The sequence below is a fragment of the Sorangiineae bacterium MSr12523 genome (assembly GCA_037157775.1).
GTDB classification, from domain to species: domain Bacteria; phylum Myxococcota_A; class Polyangia; order Polyangiales; family Polyangiaceae; genus Pendulispora; species Pendulispora brunnea.
Window position 1 is genome coordinate 9,614,949 of record CP089982.1, and the last position, 13,334, is coordinate 9,628,282.

Below are 13,334 nucleotides of genomic sequence, written 5' to 3' on the forward strand. Positions count from 1 at the left end.
GGATGCGAGATTCTTCTCGTCCTCATCCGGCATCATTGTCCTCCCGACAAAGATACCCCATGGGCGCCTGAACAGCGAAGAACTTCCCGAAGTGCATAGCTCGGTTTCGCGTGCGCATCCTCTCCAAGGGAAGCGCCTTCCAAAAGATGACTAGCCGTTCCCGATGCGGACGTTGAGCCGTCTCATCATTTTCTGCAAGCCAAAACGGGAAAGCCCGAGCATCTCTGCCGCTTTGGTCTGGTTTCCGTGGGTACGGTCGAGGGCGTCACGCACGAGCTCCGCCTCGAGCGCGTCGACCCGCGAGCGCAGCCCAACGCCTGCGCCGCGAGCGGCGCCGGGGCCTCCGCGCGCGATTTCCTGCGAAAGCTCGGCCACGTCGATGCGCTCGTCCGCAAGGACAACGGCGCGCCGTATCTCGTTCTCGAGCTGCCGAACGTTGCCTGGCCAGGGATAGACCACGAGGCGGTCCATGGCGGCCTTGGTGATGCGGACTTTCCGCGTGGCGTGTTTTGCGAGGAAGTGATCGACCAACAGCGGAATGTCGTCCGGGCGCTCGCGGAGAGGGGGAACGCGGATGGTAATGACATTGAGTCGATAGAAGAGATCCTCGCGAAAGAGTTTTGCCTCGACCATGGCAGCGAGATCGCGGTGGGTGGCGCAAATGACCCGCACATCGACCTTCCGAACCCGGTCGCTTCCGACGGGGCGCACCTCCCCTTCTTGAAGGACGCGGAGCAGCTTTTTCTGCATCGACAGGGGCATTTCGCCCACTTCGTCGAGGAAAAATGTGCCGCCATCGGCCACGTCGAAGAGGCCTGCGCGGGTGGTGACCGCTCCGGTGAAGGCGCCGCGGACATGGCCGAAAAGCGTGGACTCGAGGAGGGGCTCGGGAACGGCAGCGCAATTTTCCGAGATGAAAGGACGGTCCTTGCGCGGGCCGTTCGTATGCATCGCGCGGGCGACCAGCTCTTTGCCGGTGCCCGACTCGCCCACGAGCAGGACGGGGATGTCGCTCAGGGTCACGCGATCGACGATGTGGAGCATGCTGCGAATCGGTTCGCTGCGACCGGCGATGGCCTCGTAGGGATAGCGCGTTTCGCCGCGAACGGTGCGAAGCTCGGCACGGGTGGCAAAGAGCTCCGCCTCTTTTTCGCCGAGGAGGCGTGCGAGCTCGCGTTGGGCGCGCTCGGCGCGGCGCACGGCGCGCTTGAGGAGCACTTGGTCGCGGGCGTCGGCGATGGCCATGGCGGCCTGGCTGGCGACGAGGCGCACCCAGGCGATCTCACGCGCACCGAAGGCGCCGCGGCGGACGCGGTCGTCGAGGTAGACCACGCCGAGGGTCTCGCCCCGCGCGATGAGCGGGACGGCGAGCACGCTGCGGAGGCGGAGCGCATGCACGGAGGCGTGGGCCTCGGCCAACGTGGAGAAGGCGTCGGTGGCGATGACGGCGTCGCCGGTTTCCATGGCTTTGCGCGCGAGGCCGTGGGAAAGCGAGAGCTGTTCGCCGGTGAGATCGCGGCGGGCCAGGTTGCGTGCGGCGCGTGGCACGAGACGGCCGTCCGGCGCGCGCAGGAGCAAGAGGCCGCGCTCGACGCCGGACCAGAGGACCATGGTGTCGAGCACCTGCTCGAGGAGCGGGCGAAGGCGATCGCGCGAGCCGAGGACGCGCACGATGGTGGCGAGTTGCTCGAGTTGCGCGGGCGCCAAGGTGAACTCGGGAACGTCCACGCCAACGGTATTCGGCTTGGCCCAGGCGAGGGTTTCCACGGTGGCGCGGAACTCGGTCGGAGTGTGCTCGCGCAAGGTGCGAGCGGCGGCGCTGCGCGCGAGTTCGAAGCGGCGCGCGGCATCGCCGTCGCCCCGCTCGGTGGCAAGGCGCGCGGCCGCGAACAGCGCGGGACCGCGGACGCAGAGCGGCGCGGGGACGTCGAGAAGAGCGACGAGTTCCGACAAGGTGGAAGGCGGCGCGGGGAACGAGGAGGCGGCGCGGGCGCCCCACCATTCCCAGCGGACGGGTCCCGCGAGGGTGGCGGTGTCGATGGCCTCGACGGCCGCGCGGTCGACGGCGTCCGGGGCCCAGACGAGCAGGCGCGCCGTGGCGCGGGCCATGTCCGAAGGATCGCGTGCGGCTTGGAGCTCGCGGAAGGCGCGGATGGCTTCCTCGCGTGCGCGCGGGTCGCCGGGTGGGCGCGTCTCGACGATGGCCCAGCGCGCGTAGGCAGCGGCGTCGCGATCGCCCGAGCTTTCGGCCCGGTGAATGGCCTCGGCGGCGGCTTCGTCGGCGCCGTGCACGGCGCCAACGGTCGCGAGGGTGGCTGCCCGAGCGAGCCATGCGCGCGCGGCATCGCTGCGGCGGCCGAGTCGTTCCCAGAGGAGCGCTGCACGCGTGGCGCTGGCGAGGGCGCGGGCGATGTCGCCTTCGTCGGAGGCCGCCGCGGCGAGGCCCGTGAGGTAGGTGGCCTCCTCGACGACGGCCCCGGCCTGCGCCGCAAGCTCGGCGGCGCGCGCGAAGGCCGCGGCGCTCTTGGCCGAGCGGCCATCCGCGTGCTCGATGTAGCCGAGGGTTGCGGTGAGGCGCGCCGACGCCGTTGCGTCGTGCGCGGTGGCCATCGCTTCCTCGAGGATCTGGCGGCCCGCGCCGAACGCCCCGCGCCGGTAGGCAATGAGCGCCTGCACTTCGGCAGCGGCTGCACCGCGTGCGCCTTGGAGGCGCTGTTCGGCCTGCGCGAGATCGCCCGCGTCCCATGCGAGGCGTGCGGCGATGGCGCAGGCGCGGTGCGATGCCTCGCCTGCCGCTCGCTGCGCAAGCGTGAGCGCGATGCGCTCGGCCTCGGAGCGATCGCCGCGACGGCGCGCGATCTCGGCACGACGCCACTCGGCGGCATCGCCGTGTGCGTGGGCGAGTGCTGCCCATGCGCGGCCGATTTCGCCCGCGCGAAGCAGCGCATCCACGGCGGAAAGGACCAGGGTCGGCGGTGCGCCGCCCGTCGCCATGGCATCTTCCGCGGAGGCGAGCGCGCGCACGTCCGGGCGCGGGCGCTCCATTTCGGCAACGAGGGCGGCGATGCGCTCGGAGGCTTCGCCTTCGTCCCACGGCGGGCGTGACGCGGGGCCAGACTGGCCCGCGGGCGCGAGATCGTCGAGCGTCCACGATGCCGGCGGTGCATGGGCGGCGAGATCGAACATGCGCTGCGCGAGATCGGCGTCGCTGCCGAGCACTTCGTCGCGAAGCGGCCATGCGGCCGCGCTGGGGCCGACCACGGCGACGAGCCATCGTGCACGCCCCATTGCCGAAAGCGACGAAAGAGGTGAAAGAGGCGAAAGAGGCGAAAAAGGCGACAGGGCCGTCGAGCCCACCTGCTGCGGGACCGCGCGGATCGCCTCGCGCAGCCACTCGCCAGGGAGGCCCATGCCCTCGTCCACGCGCGCACCGGACACGATGTCCCGTGCGCGCACCGCGAGGTACGCGCGCCGGATGCGCGCACACGCGACCTCCACCGGATCCGGCTCCGTATCGCCAAGAGCGCGGCGCGCGCGTTCGGCAATCCAGGCCGCGGAGGGTCGCGCGCCCGGTGCCGTGGACACGAGCGCCTCCGCCCAACGCGCCGCTTCGCACGGCAGACCATCGAGAAGCTCGGACAGGACCAGGCCCAGCGCGAACAAATCCGCCTCGGGACCGGCCACCTCGGGGCGCTCGCGAAGCTCCGGCGATGCGTAGTGCGGCGTACCACCCCTCGGCCGCGCACTCGAAACGGTGGCGAGCCCCAGATCGACCAGGGTCGCGCGCGTGCCGTCGGTCACGATGTTGGACGGCTTCACATCGCCATGCCGCACCCCCGCCTCGTGCAGCTCGGCAAGGCCCCGCGCGACCCCCAACGCCACCCGGGCCGCCGCGATCGCGCGCTCGTTCGGCGGCAGCGCGCACACTTTGGCCGGATCGAGCGGCGCGCCCTCGACCCACGTCGTCGCGAGGTACCAACCTCCGCCATCGGGAAGCGCCCCTGCGTCGAGCCAGCGCGGGCCCCATGCTCGTGCGAGGTGCGCGACGATCTCGGCCTCAGCCCGCGCAGTGTCCGCATCGTGAACGATCTTCAGCGCGGCCATGGCGCCATCGCCGTTGCGCCGGGCTCGCCACACCTCGGCGGTGGCGCCCTCGCCGGCCCGTTCCAGCAGAGTCCACCCCGCAGGCGCGTACGCCAACTCAGGTGGCTGCGGTTGTGCAGGCGACATGCCTCTATTTATGGCCGCCTGTTTTCGATTCCGTCAACTCAGGTGCCAGGCCCGGCTTAGAACTTGATGCCGTTCTCGGCCCGGTGCTTCCACCACCGGTAGGCGAGGACGGCGGCAGGAACGGCCGCGACCGTCGCGAGGAACGGGGCACCTGCCACGGCAGCCGTGACGGAAACGGCCGTTACCGCACCGGCCGCGATGCCTTTTTTCTTCGACTCGTTCAGCACGTCCGTACGCGTTTGGGTCATGGTGCAACCAAAGGTGCCCACGCGGGGCAAGGGATGCAAGTTCGCAACATTCGCACTACATCGCGTTGATCCATGCCTTGACGGCATTCATCGCCGCCGTGTCGACTTTGTGGGTGCCGAGCGGCGGCATTTGAATGCGCTCCCCGCTCGTGTCGCGGTAGCCGTCTCGGTACGGAATGGTGCTGTGCGCCACGTCGTTTTCCTTGATGCGGAGGAAGCCCGTTTGGCCGGGGGGCTGGAACTTCGATGCCACACCGACGGCCGTTTTGTAGGTGTCGGTCGCGGCGACGCTGCCCAGACTGTCCGTACGCAGACGCATGAACAGCCCGGAGTCCTTCGCCAAGGCGTAGTTCGAATTGCTATGGCACGCGTTCCCGCAGTTGGCGTGGAGAGATCCCAACGCCGCGCGCGCGGTGGCATCGCCCGGCACCTCGTACGAGGACGCGGGCGCATCGGTGACGCGCTGCTCGCTGACCAACGCGGACATCGTGAAGCCGCTCGCCCCCGCGGCCGAAAGACCAATGGCTTCGAAGCCGAGGACTCCATCGAGGTGGCCGTTGTGGCAAAGGGAGCAATCGCTTTGGGGCACGACGTCGTAACCGGTGCCCCAGATGTTGACGACGCCGGCCGTATTCTCGGTGGCACTCGATTGATCGCGCGACCATACGTACGCGGTGCGGTACCAGTCGCTGTTGGTCTTCTTCCAGAGCAGGCGCGTCTCGACGCGAAGATTCCCGAGGCGAAACTCTTTCCAGATCTTCGTGCCCACGGGAAAGCGCCACTCGTCCATGTTGGAGGTGTCGATCTTCGTGCCGGGCGGCAAGTAAATCCAACGGGACTTGTACGCGCCATCGCTCCACGACGTGAAGGCCGGGGTGAATGGCCGCGCGCTGGGCGCGATGCTGCGATCGGGCCACGAGGCGTAAAGGCCCGTGCAACCGAGCTCTTTGGGCTCGCCCGCGGAGCCGACGGCGGTGCAGTCCAACGGCGGGCCCGTGTCGATTGGCGTTACGACATCGGGCGCAGCATCGCTCGGCTGCTGCGCGTCGCTTCCGGAGTCGACGGGGAACGCGTCGCTCGACACATCGGGCTCGGCATCACGAGACGACGAGCCGTCCCCTCCGCCGCGGGGTCCCAGGTCAGGCGCGTTGCCATCCCCATCGTCCGTCCCATCCGGCGTGCTGCCGCTCGAGCTGCTGCACGCACCGAGCGATCCGGCGCCAATGAGCATCGCGGCGGGGAGAACAGCCACCACGCCGACGCGCCATCCTACCTGAGCCTTGCCCGGTCCTCTTCGCATCGGCTTGCCGACGTAGCGAATCGAATGCCAATCTCGAAGCCTGCATGGCGAGCCCTAACACGGTCTCTGCGACACCCGATCACGGTATCCTCTATCGACGCGTCGATCACACGAAGGATCGCGAGGGGGTGCTCGGCATTTTGCGCGAGTACTTCGCGTCCATCGGCGAACCCGGAACGGCGGACGCACGTTACACGCGGCTGTACTTGGATAACCCCGCGCAGCAGGCGTGCACGTTCGTGGCAACCGACGGTGCCACGGGCGAGGTCGTCGGAATCACGTCACTCTTTCCGCGCCCGGTCTGGGTGCGCGGGCAGACGTTTCTCGGCGCCATCGGCGGTGATGGCTATGTGACGCCACGCTATCGACGGCGCGGGATCATCACGAAGCTGCATCGCGAGGCGCTGCGCGCGATGAACGATCGCCACGAGGCGGTGAGCTTCATGTTCGGGCCCCCCGAGCCAAACAACTTGAAGGCACTTCTGCAGGCCGGCGCCTCGCAGGTGGGGCACGTGCAACGCTTCGTGCGCCCCTTCACTGCACGAGGCTTCGGCGGCGCGCGCGCCACGGCCTTGGCCACGTTGGGGCAGCCGCTCGCGTGGGCACTCGGACCGCGCAAAACCAGCTTGCGGCTGATCGAGCTCGGCGAGCGTCCCGATGCGCGCGTCGATCGCGTTTGGCAAGCGACGATCGATGCACTCGCGGGGCGTGACCAGGTGGTGCCGGTGCGCGATGCGGTGTTCTACGCGTGGAGATTCGGACGCGGCGAGCAGCGTGGCTACATCGTGCTCGATGGGGAGACGCCCGTTGCGGCCGTGGCGCTGGAGCGCAATGGGCAGCAGGCGGCGATCGTGGACGTGACGGCGCCGCCGCGGTGGATGACGCGGGCGTACCGCGCCATCCTCGACGCATGCCGCGGCGTCGACTCGGTTCATGTGGAACTACACGTGCCTAGTACGCGCCTTCAGATGATGCTCTACCGGCTTGCGTTTCTGCCACGCACGCGCAAACCGTTTCAGGTGCAGACGGATCGGAATCATCCGGCGTATGACACCCTGGTTCGGGCCGAGGCGTGGCGATACATGTGGGGTGACGGCGACGTCTTTCATGTACTCTGACGTCCTGGACGGCCGGGAGCGTGCGCTGGCGTGCCCCACGCGTGGAAAGTCGCCACAATGGGGCGGCAGTCCATTACAGTGAAGCCCATGTGGCGCGCCGAAGACGAGGCGCTGCTGTCTCGCCTCGAGGATGAACGCATTCTGGAGCGACTCTGGTTGGCAACGACCGGGCATCGCACGCCGCAGCCCGTCCGTGCCGCGGGGCTGATCGCCTGCATCGCGCGGATCGAATCGGGCCGCCGTGCACGGGAAGAGGCTGACCGCGGGGAGCTCGAGCCGCTGCTGCACATCGTGCGAACGGCGCCGCTCGAGGGGATGCCGCCCGAGCTTCTGCACCATCTGGCGCTTCATTTGGACCGGGTCGCGGAAGCGCTCTGCGAGGAAGCACCGGATGCGGCGAGCGATGCGCGTCTTCGCTCCTTGGCGGCGTGGCTCGCGCTGGTGCAGGAGCAGCAGTATTTGTCCGAGTTGGCGCGGGCCGTGGCGGGAGCCCAACTTTCCCCAGCCGAGCTCCAGTGCGCGGTGGAAGATGCCGCGCTGGACGTGATCCATGCCCTCGGGCGCGAGGCCGAGGAGGGCGCGCGCAATCGGACCCAGCGGGCGCGGGCCGCGTGGAGGACGCTCGCGCGCGTGGCGGAGGCATGCCGCACCGCAGGATTGGCGACCTCGGAGCTAGCGCGACGCGCGATGGCGCTTGCCGACTCGAAGAGGCAGCATGCGCTGGACACGGCCCTTTCGTCGATTGCGGAAGCGATGGCGGATGCATCGGCGCGCGGCAGTCTCTCGGGGGATGCGCAGCGGATTCTGCACCCGGCGACGACGCTCTGGTCGTGGGCGGAGTACGATGAGGCCGTGGAGCGCTTCGTCGTCGATCAAGTGAGCGACGCGGCGTGGGAGCTCTATCGGGGCAACCGCTGGGACGATTTGCGCGCGCTCATGGCGACCATCGATCCGCTGGTGGACAGCTTGTGCCGCCGCATCGAGGAACACCACGAGCCCATGGGCTATCTGGCCGCGTGCGCGCACATGCTGATCTTCCGGGCCGAAACGGCCACGACGCTGTCCGAGCAAATTGGGTTCGCGGAGAAGGCGCTGGCCATCTGCCCTTCGCACCGCAACGCGCGCATCGTGCTTTGCAGCTATTTGTGCCGCTCGGCGATTCACACGATGGATCGCGCCGGGTTCTTCGTGGGCGAGAAGGACATTGCGGCGATGGAGGCGATGCTGGCGCGCGCCGAGGGGCTCAATCCCACGTCGCGATCGCTGGAAGAAGCGCGCCGGCGTTTGGCGGCGTTCAAGCAGCGCGCGTACCGGAGGACACCGTGAGCTCGGGCAAAAACCCGTTCGAGGCGTACGACATCGATCCGCGCGAAGGGACGCGTGCCATCACGGAGCGCTTTCGCGAGCTGCTGGAGGACGCGACCAGCGACGAAGAGCGTGAACGGCTGCGCGCCGCGTGGGAGGCGTTGACGCTTCATCCTGCGCAGCGGGTGCGTGCGGCGTTCGGTGCGCATCCTGTCACTGGCGCCCTCCCTCTGCCGGCGGCAACGTCGCCGCGTGTTCAGTGCCCTCCCATGCCGCAAGCATCGGTTACGCCATTTCGAGAAGATCCCATTCTATTTCCCAGGAAGAAGTGAGACGCATGTTCGTCGACCGCCCCGTTGGAATCGATCTTGGCACCACCAATTCGGAGATTGCGCTTTGCCATCCCTCGGAGCGGCGCATCTTTCTCTATGCGGATCGCTTTGGGCGAAAGACCATGCCCTCGGCGGTGGCGTGGGACGCGAAGAGCGCAGCGCTGCTCGTGGGGCATGCGGCGCGGGCGCGCCGGACGAAGGGGGGCGCCATCGTCGAGTCCATCAAGCGCAAGATGGGACAGACCACGCGCACCGAGATAGGGCCGCACGCGCTCCTGCCGGAGGAAATCTCGGCGGCCATCCTCAAGGAATTGCGCACCCGCTTCGCCGAATACCTCGCCGCAGAGGCCGCGGGAGGCGTCGAGATGCGCGTCGCGCGTGCCACCGTCACCGTGCCGGCCTACTTCGATGCGCCGCAAGTGGAGGCCACCCGCCGCGCGGCAGAACAGAGCGGGCTCGAAGTGTTGAGCATCCTCCAAGAGCCCACGGCCGCGGCCATCCACGCGACGTGGAAACATCGCCTCGGCGACGGCACCTTTCTCGTCTACGACTTGGGCGGAGGCACCTTCGACGTTTCCATCGTGCGCTGCCTGGGCGGCGAGTACCAGGTGCTGGCCATCGACGGTGACAACTACCTCGGCGGCGACGATCTCGACAAGCGCTTCGCCGAGCGGCTTCGCCTCGAACTCGTGAAGCGCGGATACGCCCTCGAGCTCGACGTTCGCCAGAACGCCGATGATGCGCTCCGTTGGTCCAAACTCGTGCATCTCGCCCAAGAGATCAAAGAATCGCTCTCCACCCGCGACGTCGTGCACGTATCCAAGCAGGACATCTTCGACGACCAGGGCGGCGAAAGCGTTGGATACGAAGCCGAGATTGGCCGCGCGGAGTACGAAAGCGCCGTGGGAAGCTTGATCGACACGACCCTCGCCTGCTGCGAGCGTGCGCTGGAAAAGAGCCGGCAGCTCGCCGGGGTTGGGCTCGACGGGATCGATCACATTCTTCTCGTCGGCGGCTCGACCCGGGTGCCGCTGGTGGTGCGCAAGGTGACCGAGCTGCTCGCGGAAAAGTGCAAGAACACGAAGCCGCTGCAAGACGAAGTCGATACGTGCGTGGCCCTGGGGGCAGCCATCCATGCCGCACAGCTCGGCGGGTTGCGCATCGGCGACGCGGAGAAGAAGACGCGCGTCTCGTTTTTGACGCCGCTCGCCGGCGAGGGAAAGCAGCTGCGCCTGGGCATCCGCGTCGAAGAGGCGCCAGAGGGCGCGCGAACGTTGGCCGTGCGCGAGGACGGACAGCCGCTGGGCGCAACGGCCTTCGCGCTCGGAGAGAACGTGCGGCTCGACGTGCCGCTCGGTGCGAAGGAGGAGAACCCCGCCACCCTCGCCCTCCTCGACGCGAACGGTACGACGGTCTCGGAGCTCGACTTTGCGCTCTACCGCGTGGGCGCGGGCGAGGCGCGGCCGCGGGCCAGCGCGCTCAGTCGCCCGAGCGTCGTGGCCAAGGACATTGCCCTCGAGGTCGTGCGCGCGGGGCGGCGCGAGCGCCGTGTCCTCCTTTCGCACGGCACCGGGCTCCCCGCCAAAGTGAAGCGCGAATTCTTCACCGTCGACCAGAGCGGCCGGGTCGTCTTGCGTCTGCTCCAGGAGCGGCTTCCCATCAAGACGCTGGTCATCGAGGTGCCGCCCGAGACCAAAGTGGGATCGCGCGTCGAGCTGGAGCTCTCGTGCGACGAATCGATGCGCATGGAGGCGCGGGCCGAGGTCGCGGGGCAGGAGCTGTGGGCCCTGGTCGAGGCGCCGTCGGCGGTTCGCTATGAGAAGGTGGAAGCCATCCTCGCCCTGCTCGACGAGGCGGAGGAGGCCGGGCGCACGCTCTGGGGGGCCTTCGGGCAGGCGTACCACCGCGAATACGAGCGGCTTTCCTCGTCCATCCGGGAGCTCTTGGCCATCGATCCCGACAAGTGCGATGCGCACTGCCAGAAGCTGCGCCTCCTCATCGACGAGTTCCGCGGCGGCGAGCACGAGGCGATGACCCCGCCGATGCACCGCTTCGAGCAGGTGCTCGATACGTTGCGACGCATCGTCTACCGCGCCACGGGTCCGCTCGTGGGCATGGATCGCGCGGCATGGGAGGAACGCCTCACACGCATCACCGAGGAGGCGACGCGCGCGTACGAAGCCTCCGACGGCCCGGCTTGGCGCCGTCTTTTCAACGAGCTGCAAGCGCTGGTCGAGACGGCGTACCAGGAGGAGCTCTCCACCACGCGCCACGATGATCCGACCTACGTCGCACGACGCTTTGCCAGTGTCTTCGCGTGGGCCTCGCGCCTCGAGCTCGACCTGGAGGACTTCCAGCCTTCCGCCGCCGAAGAAGTGCGCGGAGTGCAGCTCGCGGAGAAAGAGCGGCTCGTCGCGTGGCTTCGCGAAAAGTGCGCGCGCCCTCTTGCCGCGGCCTCGGGCGGGGAGCGCGACATCGCCGAAACGCGCCGCACGCTCGAGCAGGTGGCCTCGGAGCTGGAGCGCATTCAGGCCGCCCTCGAGCGCATTCCGTCCATCGGCCTGGTGACCGATCGCGGGAGTCGTTGAGTGGCGGTGCTCCACGCGCTGGCGCTCGCCGGGCTGCGGGCGGTTCTCGAATTCGGGACCGCCAGGGAGCTCGGACGCACCTTGCGCCTGTGGGCCAAGATGAAGGCCAGGACCCACGACGAGGACCTCGCCACCCTCGCCGCGGACCTCATCGACCAAGGCTTGATGCATCTTGCCGTGCGCCTGGCGCGTGCGGAGGTGGCGCGTTACGAGCGCGCGAAGTCGCTGTATCTGCTGGCGCGCTGCCTCGATGCTTCGTCGCAGCGGCCCGACAAACTCGAAGCCCTCGACGTCTTCCGTCGCACGTGCGATCGCGCGGCGCACGAAGGCGAGGCGCTCATCGAATGCGCCGCGCGCGTGCACGTGGTCCGGTTGCTCTGCAGCGAGGCGCACACCTCGATGCAAGCCGTGGCCGAGGCCGCGCGGTTCGATCGACGCTACGTCCGCGGCGCCGATGCGCTTTTCGTCGACTCCGTGCTTCTGCGCTCACCGAGCCGCTTCGTGCGGGCCGCGGCACTGGCCTCGCTCACGGAGCTCGCCGAGCGCGATCCATCGCACCGCGAACAAGCCGTGCGCACGGGCCTCCAGCACGCCGAGGCACGCGGCGATGCGCTCAGCGCCGTCGAGGCCGAGCGGCTCGTCGCCTTGCTTCGCTGTTGGCCGAGCGAGCGCCCCCTCGACGAAGCCGTGCTCGCGCGGGTCGAGGCGCAACGACGCCGCGCGGGCGAGCTCGAGTCACGCGGCGAGGCAGCTACCGCATTGATCGAGGAAGCTCGCCGGCTCGCGAGCTCGGACCGCGAGGCCGCCATCTCCTACCTGCGCGAAGCGCGCGCGCGGTCTAAGGATCGCGCGTCGGGCCAATCGGATCGCGCTCGGTGAGGATGCGCGACCGCGCCGACTCCTCGGAACCTGGCGCGCCTGACACACCTGGCACGCCTGGGAAAGTCGGTGGTACGTACGACGGCGAGGAAGGCGATTCTTCGTCGAAGAACACGGGGATCTCGGCCGAGCCGTCGCCCGCGGGCGGAGAACGCACCCCCGACGCAGCTTGCCCGGATCCCGAAGAGCCCTTCCGGTACAGAACCGCGAGCTCGTGAAAGCGCTGGCGTAGGTAAGCCAGCCGTTCGCTCGTCGGCTCCTCCGGTTGTGGTTTCGAGTCCGCCGTGGCGTGCTTCAGCGACTCCAGCGCACGCGAGAATGCGCCTGCGGTGGGGTACCGCGACTCGCGCTGCGGTGCCATCGCCCGGGCGAGCACTTTGGTCAGCGCTTCGGGCAGGCTCGGATCGATGCTGCGGATTGGCTTGGGATTCGCCGCGGCAATGGCCTTGAAGATCTCGCTGAAGTGATTCCCCTCGAAGGGACGCACCCCGGTGAGCGCTTCGTAGATGATCGTGCCGCACGCGAAAATGTCGAGCCGGCCATCGGGATCCATCTCACCGCGCGCTTGCTCGGGCGCCATATAATAAGGAGTGCCCACCGCATAACCGGTCGCGGTGAGCGCATCGAGGCCTTCGTCTTCGCTCAGCAAAAAGCCGTCGAGCTTCGATGCACCGAAATCGAGCACCTTCACCAAGGCCTCGCCACCCACAGGGCGGCACACGAAGATGTTCTCCGGCTTCATATCCCGGTGCACGATGCCCTGCGCGTGCGCGGCGTGAAGGCCACTGAGCACCTGCGTCATAATCGTGATGACGCTGGGCAAATCCAGCTTAGGCTGCTTCTCCAACCGGTCAGCGAGGGTGTCACCGAATAGTCGTTCCATGACCAGGAACGGGGTGCCATCTTCGAGCGGGCCCACATCGAAAAGTGCGCAAACATTGGGGTGCGCAATGGCCGCACCTGCACGCCCCTCGCGCAGGAAGCGCTGGAGAATCACGTCGGTCGCGGTCTTGTGTGGCACTTTGATCGCGACCGTGCGGCGAAGCGCACGATCGATGGCCTCGTAGACGGTGCCGACGCCGCCCGAGCCAATGATGCTCCGCACGAGGTATTTCCCGGCGAGGACCTTGTTGATGAGGCCCCTCTCGTCGCGAGAAACTTCGTCCGACTCCAGCGAGGGCAGCCGAGGCGGTCTACTTACCACGCGCGTAGCCTACCAGGGACGGGCAGCCCCACCGGAAAATCTGCGTTCCTGGAGTTTAGATTTTCCAGGAACGGTCGATGCATAACCCGGGACGCAATTCCAGGGGGGTACATGGGTCATCGCACGGTTC

9 protein-coding genes are annotated in these 13,334 nt (G+C 68.3%); 5 read left to right on the plus strand and 4 right to left on the minus strand.

Going from position 1 to position 13,334, the window contains the following annotated elements:
• Positions 1-150: 150 nt before the first annotated feature.
• Genes LZC95_37490 through LZC95_37500 form a run of 3 tightly spaced genes read right to left on the minus strand, consistent with a single transcriptional unit; the run spans position 151 to position 5,778 of the window.
• Positions 151-4,230 carry a sigma 54-interacting transcriptional regulator gene (locus LZC95_37490; GenBank protein WXA92135.1) on the minus strand — a complete coding sequence of 1,360 codons (4,080 nt, stop codon included), beginning with the start codon at positions 4,228-4,230 and terminating at the stop codon, positions 151-153.
• A gap of 56 nt (positions 4,231-4,286) precedes the next feature.
• Positions 4,287-4,478: a hypothetical protein gene (locus LZC95_37495; GenBank protein WXA92136.1), complete on the minus strand. Its 192-nt coding sequence runs from the start codon at positions 4,476-4,478 to the stop codon at positions 4,287-4,289.
• Positions 4,479-4,533: 55 nt separating this feature from the next.
• Entirely contained in the window at positions 4,534-5,778 is a 1,245-nt protein-coding gene (locus LZC95_37500; GenBank protein WXA92137.1) for a hypothetical protein, read from the minus strand.
• A gap of 44 nt (positions 5,779-5,822) precedes the next feature.
• Between LZC95_37500 and LZC95_37505 the strand changes: the two genes are divergently transcribed.
• From LZC95_37505 to LZC95_37525, 5 genes are all read left to right on the plus strand, one after another.
• The gene (locus LZC95_37505) at positions 5,823-6,896 is read left to right on the plus strand and encodes a GNAT family N-acetyltransferase (GenBank protein WXA92138.1); all 1,074 of its coding nucleotides are present in this window, start codon (positions 5,823-5,825) and stop codon (positions 6,894-6,896) included.
• An 87-nt stretch (positions 6,897-6,983) separates the two neighbouring features.
• Positions 6,984-8,222 (plus strand): hypothetical protein, encoded by a 1,239-nt coding sequence (locus LZC95_37510; protein WXA92139.1) that lies wholly within the window; start codon positions 6,984-6,986, stop codon positions 8,220-8,222.
• The gene (locus LZC95_37515) at positions 8,219-8,533 is read left to right on the plus strand and encodes a hypothetical protein (protein ID WXA92140.1); all 315 of its coding nucleotides are present in this window, start codon (positions 8,219-8,221) and stop codon (positions 8,531-8,533) included. Before LZC95_37510 ends, LZC95_37515 begins: the two co-directional genes overlap by 4 nt.
• A gap of 5 nt (positions 8,534-8,538) precedes the next feature.
• Entirely contained in the window at positions 8,539-11,121 is a 2,583-nt protein-coding gene (locus tag LZC95_37520; GenBank protein WXA92141.1) for an Hsp70 family protein, read from the plus strand.
• Positions 11,122-12,000 carry a hypothetical protein gene (locus LZC95_37525; protein WXA92142.1) on the plus strand — a complete coding sequence of 293 codons (879 nt, stop codon included), beginning with the start codon at positions 11,122-11,124 and terminating at the stop codon, positions 11,998-12,000.
• Here LZC95_37525 and LZC95_37530 read toward each other — a convergent pair.
• Positions 11,960-13,204: a serine/threonine protein kinase gene (locus tag LZC95_37530; protein ID WXA92143.1), complete on the minus strand. Its 1,245-nt coding sequence runs from the start codon at positions 13,202-13,204 to the stop codon at positions 11,960-11,962. The genes LZC95_37525 and LZC95_37530 overlap by 41 nt on opposite strands.
• Positions 13,205-13,334 lie beyond the last annotated feature (130 nt).

Excerpts from the sequence above, each read along its gene's own strand:
- LZC95_37490 (WXA92135.1), bottom strand. The coding sequence starts at position 4,230 with ATGTCGCCTGCACAACCGCAGCCACCTGAGTTGGCGTACGCGCCTGCG.
- LZC95_37505 (WXA92138.1), top strand. The coding sequence starts at position 5,823 with ATGGCGAGCCCTAACACGGTCTCTGCGACACCCGATCACGGTATCCTC.
- LZC95_37520 (WXA92141.1), top strand. The coding sequence starts at position 8,539 with ATGTTCGTCGACCGCCCCGTTGGAATCGATCTTGGCACCACCAATTCG.
- LZC95_37495 (WXA92136.1), bottom strand. The coding sequence starts at position 4,478 with ATGACCCAAACGCGTACGGACGTGCTGAACGAGTCGAAGAAAAAAGGC.
- LZC95_37500 (WXA92137.1), bottom strand. The coding sequence starts at position 5,778 with ATGCGAAGAGGACCGGGCAAGGCTCAGGTAGGATGGCGCGTCGGCGTG.
- LZC95_37510 (WXA92139.1), top strand. The coding sequence starts at position 6,984 with ATGTGGCGCGCCGAAGACGAGGCGCTGCTGTCTCGCCTCGAGGATGAA.